General features: G+C 72.6%; 13 protein-coding genes and 1 riboswitch. Of the genes, 11 read left to right on the top strand and 2 right to left on the bottom strand.

The genetic code is table 11. The features are described from left to right. The first annotated feature begins 135 nt into the window (after nt 1-135). The 10 genes from ACFQPP_RS08590 to ACFQPP_RS08545 all read left to right on the top strand — a co-directional run bounded on the left by ACFQPP_RS08590 (nt 136) and on the right by ACFQPP_RS08545 (nt 12578). Nucleotides 136-3012, top strand: coding sequence for a Na+/H+ antiporter subunit A (locus ACFQPP_RS08590; protein WP_376916154.1), 2877 nt, complete (start codon nt 136-138; stop codon nt 3010-3012). Continuing rightward, on the top strand, nt 3009-3560 hold the full coding sequence (locus ACFQPP_RS08585) for a Na(+)/H(+) antiporter subunit C (protein ID WP_376916153.1): 552 nt from the start codon (nt 3009-3011) through the stop codon (nt 3558-3560). Before ACFQPP_RS08590 ends, ACFQPP_RS08585 begins: the two co-directional genes overlap by 4 nt. Continuing rightward, the gene (locus ACFQPP_RS08580) at nt 3560-5056 is read left to right on the top strand and encodes a Na+/H+ antiporter subunit D (protein WP_376916152.1); all 1497 of its coding nucleotides are present in this window, start codon (nt 3560-3562) and stop codon (nt 5054-5056) included. Before ACFQPP_RS08585 ends, ACFQPP_RS08580 begins: the two co-directional genes overlap by 1 nt. Before the next feature lie 8 nt (nt 5057-5064). Beyond that, nucleotides 5065-5598: a Na+/H+ antiporter subunit E gene (locus tag ACFQPP_RS08575; RefSeq protein WP_376916151.1), complete on the top strand. Its 534-nt coding sequence runs from the start codon at nt 5065-5067 to the stop codon at nt 5596-5598. Continuing rightward, nucleotides 5595-5885: a monovalent cation/H+ antiporter complex subunit F gene (locus ACFQPP_RS08570; protein WP_376916150.1), complete on the top strand. Its 291-nt coding sequence runs from the start codon at nt 5595-5597 to the stop codon at nt 5883-5885. Before ACFQPP_RS08575 ends, ACFQPP_RS08570 begins: the two co-directional genes overlap by 4 nt. Continuing rightward, nucleotides 5882-6223: a monovalent cation/H(+) antiporter subunit G gene (mnhG, locus tag ACFQPP_RS08565; protein ID WP_376916149.1), complete on the top strand. Its 342-nt coding sequence runs from the start codon at nt 5882-5884 to the stop codon at nt 6221-6223. The genes ACFQPP_RS08570 and mnhG overlap by 4 nt, the downstream gene beginning before the upstream one ends. A 76-nt stretch (nt 6224-6299) precedes the next feature. Further along, nucleotides 6300-6388, top strand: a riboswitch (glycine riboswitch). Nucleotides 6389-6452: 64 nt separating this feature from the next. Continuing rightward, entirely contained in the window at nt 6453-7553 is a 1101-nt protein-coding gene (gcvT, locus tag ACFQPP_RS08560) for a glycine cleavage system aminomethyltransferase GcvT (protein WP_376916148.1), read from the top strand. Further along, nucleotides 7550-7906 (top strand): glycine cleavage system protein GcvH, encoded by a 357-nt coding sequence (gene gcvH / locus ACFQPP_RS08555; protein WP_376916147.1) that lies wholly within the window; start codon nt 7550-7552, stop codon nt 7904-7906. The genes gcvT and gcvH overlap by 4 nt, the downstream gene beginning before the upstream one ends. Next, complete coding sequence (gcvP, locus tag ACFQPP_RS08550) at nt 7906-10719, top strand: aminomethyl-transferring glycine dehydrogenase (RefSeq protein ID WP_376916146.1); 2814 nt, start codon at nt 7906-7908, stop codon at nt 10717-10719. Before gcvH ends, gcvP begins: the two co-directional genes overlap by 1 nt. Before the next feature lie 101 nt (nt 10720-10820). Beyond that, nucleotides 10821-12578: an ABC transporter substrate-binding protein gene (locus ACFQPP_RS08545; protein ID WP_376916145.1), complete on the top strand. Its 1758-nt coding sequence runs from the start codon at nt 10821-10823 to the stop codon at nt 12576-12578. 16 nt (nt 12579-12594) lie between these two features. On the opposite strand, the gene ACFQPP_RS08540 is transcribed toward ACFQPP_RS08545, so the two are convergent. Next, on the bottom strand, nt 12595-13407 hold the full coding sequence (locus ACFQPP_RS08540; protein ID WP_376916144.1) for a CPBP family intramembrane glutamic endopeptidase: 813 nt from the start codon (nt 13405-13407) through the stop codon (nt 12595-12597). Beyond that, the gene (locus ACFQPP_RS08535) at nt 13404-13793 is read right to left on the bottom strand and encodes a thiol-disulfide oxidoreductase DCC family protein (protein WP_376916143.1); all 390 of its coding nucleotides are present in this window, start codon (nt 13791-13793) and stop codon (nt 13404-13406) included. The genes ACFQPP_RS08540 and ACFQPP_RS08535 overlap by 4 nt, the downstream gene beginning before the upstream one ends. Nucleotides 13794-14259: 466 nt before the next feature. Between ACFQPP_RS08535 and ACFQPP_RS08530 the strand changes: the two genes are divergently transcribed. Further along, complete coding sequence (locus ACFQPP_RS08530; protein ID WP_376916142.1) at nt 14260-16059, top strand: ABC transporter family substrate-binding protein; 1800 nt, start codon at nt 14260-14262, stop codon at nt 16057-16059. The last annotated feature ends 123 nt before the right edge of the window (nt 16060-16182 follow it).

Below are 16182 nucleotides of genomic sequence, written 5' to 3'. Positions count from 1 at the left end.
TGCGCATCCGCCGCGCACGAGGATCGGCCGTTCGCCCTCGGCGTGCCTCCTCGCCATCACCTTGCATGCCGCTGACGGTATGCTGGGAGAGCACTCCGACCCCGTCCGCGCCGCAAGGGCGCGAGAGAGGCCGCCGTGATCGCACTCGTCGCCGCCTACGCCCTCGTGGCCGTCGGCGCGAGCGTGCTCAGCCGCAGGCTCGGGCGCTCCGTCTTCCTCGTGCCCGCCGCGCTGAGCGCCGCTGGCGCCGCATGGTTCGCCGCCCAGGCGCCGACCGTCGCGGCAGGCGTCGTGCTGCAGGAGCGCATCGAGTGGATGCCGACGCTCGACATCGCGATCGACCTGCGCCTCACGTCCCCCGCATGGCTGCTCGCGATGGTGGTCACGGGCGTCGGCGCGCTGATCTTCGCGTACTGCGCCTGGTACTTCCGCTCGGCGAGCCTCGCCCCGCGCACCGTCGGCCTGCTCACGGGCTTCGCGGGCAGCATGCTCGGCCTCGTCCTCTCCGACGACCTCGTGCTGCTCGTCGTGTTCTGGGAGCTCACGACCGTCTTCAGCTATCTGCTCGTCGGCCTCAACCACCACGTGCGCAAGAACCGCATCGCGGCGCACTCCGCGCTCGTCGTGACGACGATCGGCGGTCTCGCGCTGCTCGTGGGCGTGCTCATGATCGGGCACGAGGCGGGCTCGCTGTCGCTCGCCGACGTGCTGGCCGACGCACCGCACACGCCCGTCGCGTCGGTCGGCGTCGCGCTCGCCGTCGTCGGCGCGCTCGCGAAGTCGGCGATCGTGCCCTTCCAGTTCTGGCTGCCGGGCGCCATGGCGGCGCCCACGCCCGTCTCGGCCTTCCTCCACGCCGCAGCGATGGTGAAGGCGGGCGTCTTCCTCGTCGCCGTCCTCACGCCCGCGTTCGCCGACCTCCCGTGGTGGCGCCCGACCCTCATCGTGCTCGGTGCCGCGACGATGCTCGTGGGCGCGGCCCGGGCGCTCAGGCAGACGGATGCGAAGGTGCTGCTCGCGCACGGCACCGTGAGCCAGCTCGGCCTGCTCATCACGATCCTCGGCATCGGCACGGCGCAGGCGATGCTCGCGGGCCTCGCGATGCTCGCAGCACACGCCATGTTCAAGGCTGCGCTCTTCATGGTCGTCGGTGCCGTCGACCGCGCCTACGGCACGCGCGACCTGCGCAGGCTCGGCGGCGTCGGCCGCGACCATCCCGTGCTCGCCACCGCTGCGTTCGTCGCGGCCGCCGCCATGGCGGGCGTGCCGCCCGCCCTCGCGTTCGTCGCGAAGGAGTCCGGCCTCGCCGCCGCCGAGCACGCCGCGCACATGGAGGGCGTCGACCCCTGGGTCGGGTACGTCGCGCTCGGCGCGCTGGCGGTCGGCGCCGCCATGACGGTCGCCTACACGCTGCGGCTCACCGTGACGGTGCTGCTCGGGCGTCGGCGCGACGAGTCCGTCGTCTCGGCGGGCCTCGCCTGGCCCATGGTCGCCGCGCCCGTGGCGCTGGCGGCCGCCGGCCTCGTGCTCGGTGCGGTCGGCGAGCCGATCACGCGGGTGCTCGAGCCCGCGTTCGCGTCGGCGATCGGTGCCGACGACGTCGAGCGCCTCGCGCTGTGGCACGGCGTGACGGTGCCGCTCGTGCTGACGCTCGCCGCGATCGTCCTCGGCGTGCTCGTCTGGCTGAGCCTCGGCAGGCGCCTGCGCGACCACGAGCTCGCCGACCCCTTCGAGCGCGGCTTCCGCCTCCTCATCCGCGGCATCGACCGCCTCGCCGTCGAGGTCACGGGTCGCACGCAGTCCGGCTCGCTGCCGCTCCACGTCTCGACGATCCTCGGCGCCGTCGTGGCGCTGCCCGGCGTCGTCGTGCTCGCGACGGGCTCCTTCCTGCAGCCCGTGCGCATCGCCGACGGCCCCGGCCAGCTCGCCGTCGTCGCCGCCGTCATCGTCGCCGCGGTCTTCGCCGCGAACACGCGCGGCCGCCTCAAGACGTTCATGCTCCTGTCGGTCGTCGGCTACGGCGTCGCGCTGCTGTTCCTGCTGCAGGGCGCCCCGGACCTCGCGCTCACGCAGGTGCTCTGCGAGACCGTGCTGCTCGTGCTGCTCGTGCTCGTGCTGCGTCGCCAGCCGAAGTACTTCACGGATCGGCCGCTGAAGTCGGCCCGCTGGCTGCGCGCCGCCCTCGCGATCAGCGTCGGCGCGGTCGCGTCGCTCATCGCGCTCGCGGCGGCGGGTGCGCGCATCGAGGCCCCGATCTCCGAGCGGTTCTACGAGCGCGCGTACGACTTCGGGTACGGCTCGAACATCGTCAACGTCACCCTCGTCGACATCCGCGCGTGGGACACCCTCGGCGAGATCGCCGTGCTGCTCGTCGCCGCCACCGGCGTCGCGAGCCTCATCTTCATCCGCACGCGCTCCGCCGACCCCCGCGGCACCCTGCGCGGCGACCGCGGCCGCCCGTCCACCGGCACGGCGCGCTCGAGCGCGTTCCTGAGCGGCGGGCGCGGCATCGAGGCATCGGATGCGGCACCCGTGCTCGAGATGATGACGCGCCTCATGTTCCCCGTGATGGTCGTCGTGTCGATCTACCTCCTGCTCGTCGGCCACAACCTGCCGGGCGGCGGCTTCGCAGGCGGGCTCGTCGGCGGGCTGGCCATCGCGCTGCGCTACCTCGCCGCCGGCCGCGACGAGCTCGCGAACGCCGCACCCTTCGACGCGGGGCGCCTGCTGGGGATCGGCATCGCGACCGCGGCGGCGAGCATGCTGTGGCCCGTGCTCATCGGCGGCCGCATCGGCGAGTCGTACCGCATCGACCTCGACCTGCCGCTGCTCGGCGAGTCCTACCTCGTGACGACGCTCGTCTTCGACGTCGGCGTCTACCTCATCGTCGTCGGCGCGATGCTCGACTTCGTGCGCAGCCTCGGCGCCGGCATCGACGTGCAGGTGCGCCAGGGCAAGGCGCCTGTGCCCGTCGCATCGTCGGACCGCGCCCGGACGGGGGAGTCGTCGTGATCCCGAGCCTCGCCCTCGTCGTCGCAGGCGGCGCCCTCCTCGCGTGCGGCGTCTACCTGCTGCTCGAGCGCTCCATCCTGCGCATCATGGCGGGCGTGCTGCTCGCCGGCAACGGCGTCAACCTGCTCTTCCTCGTCGCAGGCGGCGCCGCAGGCCGCGCCCCGATCATCGGCGAGGGCGCCGACGAGATCGCCGACCCGCTGCCGCAGGCGTTCGTGCTGACCGCCATCGTCATCTCGCTCGCCGCGAGCGCCTTCATGCTCGCGCTCTCGCACCGCTCCTTCCAGCTCGACGGGCACGACGAGGTCGCCGACGACGTCGAGGACGCACTCGTGCGCCGCCGCGCCGAGGCCGACCTCACGTCGGCATCGTTCGCGGAGCGCGAGGGCTCCGACGACGACGGCGATGACGACACCGAGTCGGGCGGCGTGCGAGATCCGGACGCGCCGGATGCGGTGCCCGACGACGCGACCGACGAGCACCTGCCCGAGCCGGGCGCCGACCACAGCGACAGCGAGCAGACGATCGAGCCGGAGGGGAGGGGCTGATGGATGCCGTGAACCTCATCCCCCTGCCGGTGCTGCTGCCGCTCATCGGCGCGGGCATCGCGATGTGCTTCCCGCGCAGCCCGCGCGTGCAGCGCATCGTGTCGGCGTCGTCGCTGTCGCTCGTCCTCATCGTCGCGTCGCTGCTCGTGTGGCGATCGACCGACGGGCCGCAGGTGCTGTGGGTGGGCGCGTGGCCCGAGGGCCTCGGCATCGTGCTCGTCGCCGACCGGCTCTCGTCGCTCATGGTGCTCGTGTCGAGCATCGTCACGATCACGGTGCTCGTCTTCGCCACGAGGCAGGATCAGGACGCCGGCACCTCCGAGGCGCCCGTGTCGATCTTCCACCCGACGTACCTCGTGCTGTCGGCGGGCGTCGCGAACGCCTTCCTCGCCGGCGACCTCTTCAACCTGTTCGTGGGCTTCGAGATCCTGCTGTTCGCGTCGTACGTGCTGCTGACGCTCGGCGCGCCGCGCGAGCGCGTGCGGGCGGGCAGCACCTACATCGTCGTCAGCATCGTCTCGTCGACGCTGTTCCTGCTGGCGATCGCCGTCGTCTACGCCGCCGTCGGCACCGTCAACTTCGCGCAGATGTCCGAGCGGCTCGCGGGGCTCGGCGAGGGCATCCAGCTCGTCATCCAGCTGCTGCTGCTCACGGTGTTCGCGATCAAGGCCGCCATCTTCCCGCTCTCGTCGTGGCTGCCCGACTCGTACCCGACGGCGCCCGCCTCGGTGACGGCGGTGTTCGCGGGCCTGCTCACGAAGGTGGGCGTCTACGCGATCATCCGACTCCAGACGCTGCTCTTCCCCGACAGCCCGCTCACCGACCTGCTGCTGTGGGCCGCGCTCGCGACGATGATCGTCGGCATCCTCGGCGCGCTCGCGCAGAACGAGATCAAGCGCCTGCTGTCGTTCACGCTCATCAGCCACATCGGCTACATGGTGCTGGGCATCGGCCTCGCGACCGAGGCGGGGCTCGCCGGTGCGATCTTCTACGTCGCGCACCACATCCTCATCCAGACGGCGCTCTTCCTCGTCGTCGGGCTCATCGAGCGCGCGGGCGGCTCGACGTCGATGTCGAAGATCGGCGGCCTCGCGTCGGTGCCCGTGCTCGCGGTGCTCTTCTTCGTGCCGGCGATCAACCTCGCAGGACTCCCGCCGTTCTCCGGATTCCTCGGCAAGGTGGCGCTCTTCCAGGCCGGCATCGCCGAGGGCACGCCGCTCGCGTACGCCCTCGTCTTCGGCGGCATCGCGACGAGCCTCCTCACGCTGCTCGCGATCATCCGCGTGTGGCACCGCGCCTTCTGGGAGCCCGAGCGCGAGGAGCATGCCGAGCATCGACGCCTGCCCGCGTCCTGGCTCATCACGGCGGGCGTGCTCGTGGCCATCACGTGCGCGATCTCGGTCGTCGCCGGTCCGCTGTCGTCGTTCTCGACCGACGCCGCCCACGACCTGCGCGACCAGACGTACGTCGACGCGGTCGAGGAGGCCATCCCATGATGCGGCGCGTGCACAGGCGCCTGAGGGCGCGGCTGTCCTGGACGGCCACCATCGGCCTCACGATCGTGTGGATGCTGCTGTGGGGCGACCTGTCGCTCGCGGCGGCCGTGCTCGGGCTCGTCGTCGCCCTCGGCGTGCAGGTGGCCTTCCCGCTGCCGGACGTGCCCGAGATGGAGCGCTTCCGGCCGCTCGCGCTCGGTCGCCTGCTCGCGTGGATCGGCTGGGGGCTCGTGCGCGCGTCCGTGTCGGTGTCGATCGGCGTGCTCGCCGTGCGTCGCCCCGTGCAGCACGCGCTCATCCGCGTGCCCCTGCACAGCGAGAGCCCCTTCGTGAAGGCGATGACCGTCGAGGTCGTCACCCTCATCCCCGGCTCCGTCGTCGTCGAGCTCGAGCGGCAGGAGCTCGTCCTGCACGTCTTCGACGCGTCGAGCGCCGAGTCCCTCCAGCGTGCGCGCGACGAGGTCCACGAGGCCGAGCGGCTGCTCGTGCGCGCGTTCGCGTCGCGCGCGGAGCAGGCGCGCTACCAGGAGGTCACCGCATGAGCCTCGTGCTCGTCGTCGCGGGCGTGCTGCTCGCCGCCGCCGCCGTCATGGCGATCGTGCGGCTCGTGCGCGGTCCGTCGCCCATCGACCGCGTGCTCGCGACCGACGTGCTCATCGCCGTCGTCGTCGGCGCGCTCGCCATCGAGGCCGCCGTGTCGCAGCATCCGTACACGGTGCCGGTGATGCTCGTGCTGTCGCTCGTCGCGTTCGCGGGCACCGTCGCGATGGCGCGATTCGTCGCCGGCCGTGCCGCGGCCGTGCGCGGCCGAGAGGAGGGCGACGCATGAGCGGCGTCGAGACCGTCCTCACCGTCGCGGGTGCCGTGCTGATCCTGCTCGGCGCGCTGCTGACGGTCATCGCCGCCTTCGGCCTCCTGCGACTGCCGGATGCGCTCGGCCGCATGCACACGGCGTCGAAGCCGCAGACGCTCGGCATCGCGCTCATCGCCGTCGGCCTCGCGCTCGAGCTGCGCGACCCGCTCGCCTCCGGCATGCTGCTGCTCGTCGCGCTGCTGCAGCTGCTCACGGCGCCGGTCGCGAGCCAGATGATGTCGCGCTCCGCCTACCTCGCGGGTCAGTACCGCGAGGATCTGCTCGTCGAGGACGAGACCGACGACGACCGCTGAGCGCGGCGCGGCCGCGACGCCCGTCATGGGCCGCGGCGTCGGCTAGCATCGAGGCACAACTGCAGAACCGGCCGTCGCAGCCCATGCGGAAGAGTCGCCTCGCGCGACACCGAAGGAGCAAGCACTCCCCGCCAACCTCTCAGGTCCGAAGACCGCATGCGCAGGCCGCTCAGGAGCATCCCGTCGACGGGTGCGACTGAGGGGGAGTCCCGACCCACGAAGAGGACTCATGCCCGATCCACTGCACACGCCGCTCGAGGCGCGACACGTCGCCGCCGGGGCGCAGCTCACCGAGTTCGGCGGCTGGATGATGCCGCTGCGCTACGGCTCGGACCTCGCCGAGCACGCGGCCGTCCGTGAGCGGGCGGGTCTGTTCGACCTCAGCCACATGGCCGAGCTGCGGGTGCGCGGCGGCGAGGCAGGGGCGTTCCTCGACCATGCGCTCGCCGGTCGCCTCTCGGCGCTCGAGCTCGGGCAGGCGCGCTACACGCTGCTGCTCGCCGAGTCGGGCGGCATCTTCGACGACCTCATCGTCTACCGCCTGGGAGCGACCGAGTGGCTCGTCGTCGCGAACGCCGGCAATCGCGCCGTCGTCGTCGACGCGCTCGCTCAGCGCGTCGCGGGCTTCGACGCCACCGTCGTCGACGAGACCGACGAGACGGCGCTCATCGCGGTGCAGGGCCCCGCGTCCCAGGCGATCGTCGAGGCGATCGGGCTCGAGTCCGAGCCGCTCGCCGACCTCGGCTACTACCGCGTGCTCGAGGCGATCTTCGAGGGCGAGGACGTCCTCGTCGCCCGCACGGGCTACACGGGCGAGGACGGCTTCGAGCTGTACGTGCCCGCCCACGCGGCCGACGACCTGTGGGATGCGCTCGTGCGCGTCGGCACGCCGCTCGGCCTGACCCTCGCCGGCCTCGCCGCGCGCGACACGCTGCGCCTCGAGGCGGGCATGCCCCTCTACGGCCACGAGCTGTCGACCGAGACGCTGCCCGCGCAGGTCGGCGTCGGCCGATCGGTCGCGCTGCGCACGAAGGGCGACTTCGTCGGTCGCGCCGCGATCGAGGCCGGTCCCGCCGCCGACGCGCCCGTGCTCGTCGGCCTCGTCGCCGAGGGGCGCCGCGCCGGCCGCGCCGGCTACCCGGTCGTCGACGGCGACGTCGAGGTGGGCGTCGTCACGTCCGGCGCCCTCTCGCCGACCCTCGGCCACCCCATCGCGATGGCGCTCGTGCGCCCCGGCCACTCCGGGTCGCTCGCCATCGACGTGCGCGGCACGCGCATCCCCGTCACGATCGTCGACCTCCCCTTCTACCGCCGTCAGGAGCGAGCATGACCACGCAGTACACCGCAGACCACGAGTGGGTGCGCGCCGAGGGCGACGTCCACGTCATCGGCGTCACCGACCACGCGCAGCACCAGCTGGGCGACGTCGTCTACGTCGACCTCCCCGTCGTCGGCCGCACGTTCCAGGCCGGCGAGGCCATCGGCGAGATCGAGTCGACGAAGTCGGTCGGCGAGCTCTTCGCGCCCGCAGACGGCGAGGTCGTCGAGGTCAACGACGAGGTCGCGGGCGACCCGACGCTCGTCAACCAGGACGCCGAGGGCGCCGGCTGGCTCGTGAAGGTGCGCTTCACCTCCGAGCCCGAGCTGCTCGACGCCGCCGCCTACCAGGCGTCGCTCGCCTGATGCGGGCGTTCCGCGACCGCCACATCGGCACGGGTGCGGCGGCGCAGCAGACGATGCTGCAGCTGCTCGGCCACGACTCGCTCGAGGCGCTCATGGATGCGGCGGTGCCCGAGGGCATCCGCTCGACGCCGGAGGGCATCGGCGCCGCGCTCACGGAGCGCGAGGCGACCGAGCGGCTCGCCGAGCTCGCGAGCCGCAACACCGTGCGCCGCAGCGCGCTCGGCCTCGGCTACCACGGCACGATCACGCCGGCGCCGATCCGCCGCAACATCCTCGAGAACCCGTCCTGGTACACGGCGTACACGCCGTACCAGCCCGAGATCTCGCAGGGCCGCCTCGAGGCGCTCATCAACTTCCAGACGATGGTCTCCGACCTGACGGGGCTCGACACGGCCAACGCGTCGATGCTCGACGAGTCGACGGCCGTCGTCGAGGGCATGCTGCTCGCACGACGCGTGTCGAAGGCGACGTCGAACGTCTTCCTCGTCGACGCCGATGCGCTGCCGCAGACGAAGGCGCTGCTGCAGCACCGCGCGGAGGCCGTCGGCATCGAGCTCGCGACGACGTCGTTCGACGGCGACGTGCCCGACGCGTTCGGCGCGTTCCTGCAGTACCCGGGCGCCTCGGGACGCGTGTGGGATCCGCGTGCGGCCATCGCGGCCGTGCAGGCAGCGGGCGGCGTCGCCGTCGTCGGCGCCGACCTGCTGGCGCTCGCGCTCATCGAGTCGCCGGGCACCCTCGGCGCCGACATCGCGGTGGGCTCCACGCAGCGCTTCGGCGTGCCGATGGGATTCGGCGGACCGCACGCGGGCTACCTCGCGGTGCGCTCGGGGCTCGAGCGGCAGATGCCCGGCCGGCTCGTGGGCGTCTCGAAGGATGCCGACGGCTACCCCGCCTACCGCCTCACGCTGCAGACCCGCGAGCAGCACATCCGCCGCGAGAAGGCGACGAGCAACATCTGCACCGCGCAGGTGCTGCTCGCCGTGATGGCCGGCATGTACGCCGTGTACCACGGCCCCGAGGGCATCCGACGGATCGCCGAGGACGTGCACCTCGCCGCCGTGCGGCTGCAGGCAGCCGCTCGCGCCGCGGGCATCGAGGTCGTGCACGACGACGTCTTCGACACCGTGCGCCTGCGTCTGCCGGGCCGTGCGCGGCAGGCGGGGGAGCGCGCCCGCTCGCGCGGCGTGCTCGTGCACGTCGTCGACGAGGACACGCTGCAGGCGTCGGTCGACGAGGTGTGGGCGGAGACCGGCATCGGCGACCTGCTCGCAGCCCTCGACCTCGCCGACGCGGGCGCGGTCGAGCCTGCGATCGCGCTCGCGCGCACCACCGAGTACATGACGCACGAGGTGTTCGGCACGCACCGGTCCGAGACGTCGCTCATGCGCTACGCGAAGCGGCTCGCCGACAAGGACTACGCCCTCGACCGCGGCATGATCCCGCTCGGCTCGTGCACGATGAAGCTCAACGCGGCGACCGAGATGGAGCCCGTCACCTGGCCGGCGTTCGCCGAGCTGCACCCGTACGCGCCGCATGCGGATGCCGCGGGCACGCTCGCGATGATCGACGAGCTCTCGCAGTGGCTCGCGGCCCTCACGGGCTACGACGTCGTCTCGCTGCAGCCGAACGCGGGCAGCCAGGGCGAGCTCGCCGGGCTCCTCGCCATCCGTGGCTACCACCGCTCGCGGGGTGACGAGGCGCGCGACGTGTGCCTCATCCCGGCGTCGGCGCACGGCACGAACGCCGCCTCGGCGGTGCTCGCGGGCATGCGCGTCGTCGTCGTCGCGACCGACGAGTCCGGCGACGTCGACATGGCCGACCTCGAGGCGAAGATCGCGAGCCACGCCGAGCGCCTCGCGGCGCTCATGATCACGTACCCGTCGACGCACGGCGTGTACGAGCAGGGCGTGCGGCGCGTGTGCGAGCTCGTGCACGAGGCGGGTGGCCAGGTCTACATCGACGGCGCGAACCTCAACGCGCTGCTCGGCCACGCGTCGTTCGGCGACGTCGGCGGCGACGTGAGCCACCTCAACCTGCACAAGACGTTCTGCATCCCGCACGGCGGTGGCGGGCCGGGCGTCGGTCCGGTGGCGGCGAAGCAGCACCTGGCCGAGTTCCTGCCGCGCGACCCGCGCGAGGCCCCCATCGAGGTCGATGGCCTCGTGCTGGGTGCGCAGCCCGTGTCGGCGGCGCCGTGGGGATCCGCGTCGATCCTGCCGATCTCGTGGAGCTACGTGCGCATGATGGGCACCGAGGGGCTCACGGCGGCGACGGGCGCCGCGGTGCTCGCGGCGAACTACGTCGCGGCGCGTCTGCGCGAGCACTTCCCGGTGCTCTACGCGGGCCCCGGCGGCCTCGTCGCGCACGAGTGCATCCTCGACCTGCGACCGCTCAAGGAGGCGACGGGCGTCACGAACGACGACGTCGCGAAGCGCCTCGTCGACTACGGCTTCCACGCTCCGACGATGTCGTTCCCCGTCGCGGGCACGCTCATGGTCGAGCCGACGGAGTCGGAGGACCTCGCCGAGCTCGACCGCTTCTGCGACGCCATGATCGCGATCAAGGCCGAGGCCGAGCGCGTGGCCGCGGGGGAGTGGGAGCTCGAGCAGAGCCCGCTGCGTCGCGCGCCGCACACGGCGGGCTCGATCGTGCACGAGTGGGAGCGGGCCTACTCGCGCCAGGAGGCGGTGTTCCCCGTGCCCGGCGTCGAGCACGCGAAGTACTGGCCGCCCGTGTCGCGCATCGACCAGGCGTTCGGCGACCGCAACCTCGTGTGCGCGTGCCCGCCGCCGGAGGCGTTCGCCGACTGAGGCCGCTGGGAGGAGCCGTCAGGGTGCGTCCGTAGGATCGTCGGCGCATCCTGACGTCCCTCGACCGATCCCGACGACCTCGTCGACACCCGGAGGTGGCCATGCGCCGTGCGCGCCCCGTCGTCGCAGCCGCGGCAGCCCTCGTGCTGCTCACGGCGTGCGGACCCTCGCTGCCGCAGTCGGTCGTGGAGGGCAGCGAGGTCGCGATCGGGTGGCAGGGCGAGCTCACGAGCACGAACGTCGCCTCGACCGCCGGGGCGACGCCGGGCAACGTCGACGTCGCGGCGGCGACGCGTGCGCAGTTCGCGTCGATCGGCAACGACGGCGCCCTCGTGGCGAACACCGACCTCGGCACGGTCGAGATCGAGAGCGACGACCCGTTCACGGTGCGCTTCGACGTGGCCGACGGGGTGTCGTGGTCGGACGGCGTCCCGCTCGACGCGGCCGACCTCCTGCTGGCGTGGGCGGCAGGATCCAACGCCCTCGCCCCGGGGGGCTTCGATCCCGAGGCGTCCGTCGACGATGCGGGCGCCCTCGTCGTGCCCGACGACGTCGCCTGGTTCGACGTCGCCGAGCCCGGTGGCCTCGCGCTCGCCGAGGGCGAGCCCGAACTCGACGAGTTCGAGCGCAGGCTCGACGTCACGCTCTCGGCCCCCGTCGAGGACTGGCAGACGATGCTGCAGCTCGCGGTGCCCGCGCACGTCGTCGGGCAGCGCGCGCTCGGCATCGACGATCCGATGGAGGCGAAGCAGGCCGTGCTCGATGCCATCCGCATCGCCGATCCCGAGGCGCTCGCCGCGATCGCCGCGGAGTGGAACGACGGCTTCGCCATCGATGCCGACCCGGATGCGGCGCTGCTCGTCTCGAGCGGGCCGTACGTCGTCGCCGACGTCGACGACGGCGGCGTCACGCTCGAGCCCAACCGACGCTACGCGGGCACGACGCCCACGATCGAGTCCGTCGAGCTCGTGTCGCTCCCCGTCGATCGGCTCGTGACGGCCGTCGGCAGCGACGTCGAGGCGATCGAGGTCGAGCCGACGGAGGAGAACTTCGTCCCCATCCGCGACCTGACGCGCAACGGCTTCGTGCTGACGGCGGCGCAGACGGGGGAGATCTGGACGCTGCAGCTGCGCGGCGACCGCGGCGTGCTGCAGTCGACGCTCGCGCGGCAGTCGCTGCTCCACGGCATCCCGCGCAGCGACGTCATCGCGGCAGCGGGCGGCCAGTGGGCGCAGAGCATGGGCACGACCGACGTCGCGCTCTTCCCGACGGGCTCGCCCGGCTACCAGATCGCGCTGCAGGATGCGGGCTTCGCGCAGCGATGGGGCACCTCGGACGCCGAGCTGTCCGCGATCGAGCGCGAGCAGGCGGGCGTCGCGGCGGGCACGGCGATCTGCGTCGTCTACGACCGCACGGAGCCCTTCGCGGCGCGCGCGTTCCAGGCGCTCGCCGCCGGCGTCGCCGAGTCGGGGTGGGCGATCGCCGACTGCGGCGCCGACGACCTCGACGCCCGCATCGCCGAGGGCGGCTGGGACGCCGTCATCGCGGCGGTGCCGCTGCCGACGACGGCCGAGGAGGTCGCGGCGCAGTGGGGCACCGGAGGGTCGGAGAACCTCACGGGCATCGGCGACCCCGAGCGCGACGCGCTCATCGCCTCCTCGGGCACCCGCACGGATCCCTTCCTCGAGCGCGACGACCTGGTCGCCGTCGAGACGTCGATCGTCGCGCAGGGCGTGGTGCTGCCGCTGTCGAACGTCGTGGTCGCCGACGTCGTCGCGCCGGGCGTCGAGGGCGTGCAGCCGCGCAACGGCCCCGACGCGAGGCTCACGTGGCAGCTGGAGGCGTGGGCGCTCGAGTGAGGCGCCCGCGCGCGGCTCAGCCGTCGAGGCCGAACAGCGCGGGCCAGGCGCCCGCCGCGACCGGGTAGCCGACGAACGCGACGACGTCGATGAGGACGTGCGCGATCACGAGCGGCAGCAGGCGGCCGTACCGCGTGTAGAGCCAGCCGAACAGCAGGCCGAGCAGCAGGTTCGACAGGAACCCGCCGACGCCCTGGTACAGGTGGTAGGTCGCGCGCAGCAGCGCGGCGCCGACGATGATCTGGGCGCGACCCCATCCGAGGCTCCGCAGCCGCTCGAAGAGGTACCCGACGACGATGACCTCCTCGGTCACGCCGGCTCGCAGGGCCGCGACGAGCAGGATCGGCACCGTGAACCACTGCGCGTCGAGCGGGCTGGGCGCGAGCGCGGCCGTGAGCCCGAGCGCGCGACCGGCTGCGAAGATCGCGAGGCCGGGGATGCCGACGACGAGCAGCAGCACGGCGCCCCATCCGAGGTCGCGCGCCGGCCGGTCGAACGTGATGCCGAGCCGAGCGAGGTGCGGTCTGCGGGAGCGCCACAGCAGCCAGCACACGAGCACGACGGGCACGAGGTCGAGCAGGTGGCCCGTCAGCTGGTAGGCGAGGTCGAGCCACGCCCGTTCGTCGCGCTGCGGATTCAGGGCGACGACCTGCTCGCCGATGGGCTCGGGTCGCGTCGCCAGGTCGGCGATCTGGATGACGGCGTAGATGGCGCTCGCGCCGAGGGACACGAGCAGGACGCAGGCGATCTCGACCCAGCGCGAGCGGCGGGATGCCGTGCGCGGCTCGATCTCGGGGAACCAGGTGCGTGCGGGCGCGAGGCCCGTCACCGTGCGTCTCCCGCGGGTGGCATCGCGCATGCGGGGGTGCCGCCGGGCAGCTGGTGGCGGTGCGCGGACACCCAGTCGTAGCCGACGGCGGCGACGGAGCGGATGCCGGGGGCGGCGAGCGCGGCGCCCACGAGCCGGGGGAGCGCGCCGCGCTGGCCGGAGAGCAGCGCGGCGAAGGTCTGCGCACCGTGCCAGCGCCTGCCCGACTCGCGATCGATCAGCCAGGCGTAGGTCGTGACGTCGTCGAGGGTGAGGCCGAGCTCGTCGAGGTCGACGCGCTGCCACGGCTGCGCCTCGGGGAAGCGGGGAAGCGACGCGCGGAGCTGCTCGACCGCCGTCGTGCAGAACCCGCAATCGCCGTCGAACACGAGCAGGGCTGAGCGCACGGCGCCAGCCTAGCCCTGCCCGGGCGTCGACGTCCGCCCGGAGAGGGGTCCGCCAGGGTGGTGGTAGGTGGAGGACGCGATCCAGCCGCGGCCGATCGCCACCGCGACGGTCGCCGCGCCCCTCGCGGCCAGTCCTCCTCTCGTTCGCACCATGCGTGAGCCTCCTTGCTCGAGGTGCCCTCCGGCCGCTGCCGGAGGTCCTTCCGGGCATGCCATGGAGTCCGCGGGAGCGATGGTGAGGGATCGCTCTCGTGCTCCATGTCTCGCAAGGATCGTGCGTCCCGCAGCGACTTCTCGCGGGCCCGTTGCGTCGACTGCGGCACGCTGCGCATGAACATCACCGCTGCGTAACGTTTCGCCTCCCGCGCGGTTCCGGGTGACGGGGCGAGACTAGGGTCGGGACAACCCTGCGTCGCTCGGTGCCTCGGCATGCGTGCGATGCGACCCATCTCACCAGGAGGATCCCTTGGGCATCAGCACCTCTCGTGCGCGTCGCCTCTCGGCCGCCTTCGCCCTGACCGGCGTCGCCGCGCTCACGCTCGCTGCGTGCACGACGACGTCCGGTGGCGGCGGCGGCGACGAGGGCGGCGACGAGCAGACGATCACGGTCGCGGTCGACAACGCGGTGACGTCGCTGAACAGCGGCACCCCGCAGTCGAACCTGAACACCAACGGCATGGTCGACTACCTCACCGGCAACGGCCAGGGCCCGGGCACGGCGTTCACGCTCGACCAGGAGTTCAACATCGTCCCCGACGAGACGAACCTGACCTACGAGCTCCTCAGCGACGACCCGCTGTCGGTGCAGTACACCATCGCGGATGGTGCGACCTGGTCCGACGGCGAGGCCATGACGGTCGACGACCTCGTGCTCTCCTGGGCCATCGGCTCCGGCCACTACGACGACGCGACGCTCGACCCCGAGACCGGTGAGGTCACGGGCGGCACGCAGTACTTCACCCTCGCCGGATCGACGACCGGTCTCGACACCACGTCGTTCCCCGAGTACGACCGCGAGGCGGGCACGCTCACGCTGACGTACGACGAGCCCTACGTGGACTGGGAGCTCGTCAACCTCATCGGCAAGCCGGCGCACGTCCTCGCCGACAAGGCGGGCGTGACGGCGCAGGAGCTCACCGAGATCCTCGAGGCAGCCCCCGCGGGCGACCCGGCCGCGCCTGCCGAGCCCATCGCCGAGCTCCAGGCAGTCGCAGACGTCTGGAACACCGGCTACGACATCACCTCGATGCCGAGCGACGAGTCGCTGCTCGTCGCAGCCGGCGCGTTCGTCGTCACCGACTACACGGCCAACGACGGTGGCTCGATCGTGCTCGAGCCGAACCCCGAGTGGGCAGGCGAGGAGGTCGCCTACGACCGACTCATCCTGTCGTTCATCAACGACTCGAACGCCCAGGTCGCCGCGCTCCGCAACGGCGAGGTCGACATCATCGCCCCGCAGGCATCCGCCGACACGCTGGCGGCCCTCGAGGACGCCAACGCGGTGATCGACCAGGGCGACCAGCTCTCGTACGACCACCTCGACCTGTCGTTCGACTCGCCCGTGTTCTCGAACCCGACGTACCGCGAGGCGTTCCTGCTCACGGTGCCGCGCCAGCAGATCCTCGACTCGATCGTCACCCCGATCAACCCCGAGGCCGAGGTGCTCGACTCGCAGCTCTTCGTGTCGTCGCAGCCCCAGTACGAGGACGCGACGGCCGTGAACGGCTACGACCGCTACACCGAGCCCGACATCGCGGCTGCGCAGGAGCTGCTCGCAGGCGCCACGCCTGAGATCACGATCCTGTACAACTCGGAGAACCCGAACCGCGTCGACAGCTTCCAGCTCATCCAGGCGAGCGCCCAGGAGGCAGGCTTCATCGTCAACGACGGTGGCTCGCCCGACTGGTCCTCGCTCCTCGGAGCCGGTGGCTACGACGCCTCGATCTTCGGCTGGGTCTCGCCCGGCGCCGGCTACGCGGGCCTGCCGCAGATCTGGCAGACCGGCGGCGGTGGCAACTACAACGCGTACTCGAACCCCGAGGTGGACGCTCTCGTCGACCAGACGCAGACGATCATCGACGACGCCGAGGCGATCGACGAGCTGCAGATCCAGATCGACACGCTGACGGCGGAGGACTTCTACGGCCTCCCGCTCTTCCAGGCCCCGGGCCTCGACGCGCACACCGGTCGCGTCGACGGCGTGTCCTACTTCGGCGGCCAGACGGGCGTCGTCTGGAACGCGAACTCCTGGACGATCGCGGAGTAGCACTTCGCGGGCGACCGCACCTCCAGTCGCGGGACGTCGGGCGCAAGCCCGGCGTCCCGCGATGCCGAATGGCGCCGCCCGCCGGCTACGAGCCGGCGGGCCGCGCGACGGGCCGACGGCGAC

The organism is Agrococcus sp. GCM10030265 (assembly GCF_042666675.1).
Taxonomy (GTDB): Bacteria; Actinomycetota; Actinomycetes; order Actinomycetales; family Microbacteriaceae; genus Agrococcus.
This window is presented reverse-complemented; position numbering and strand designations above follow the sequence as displayed.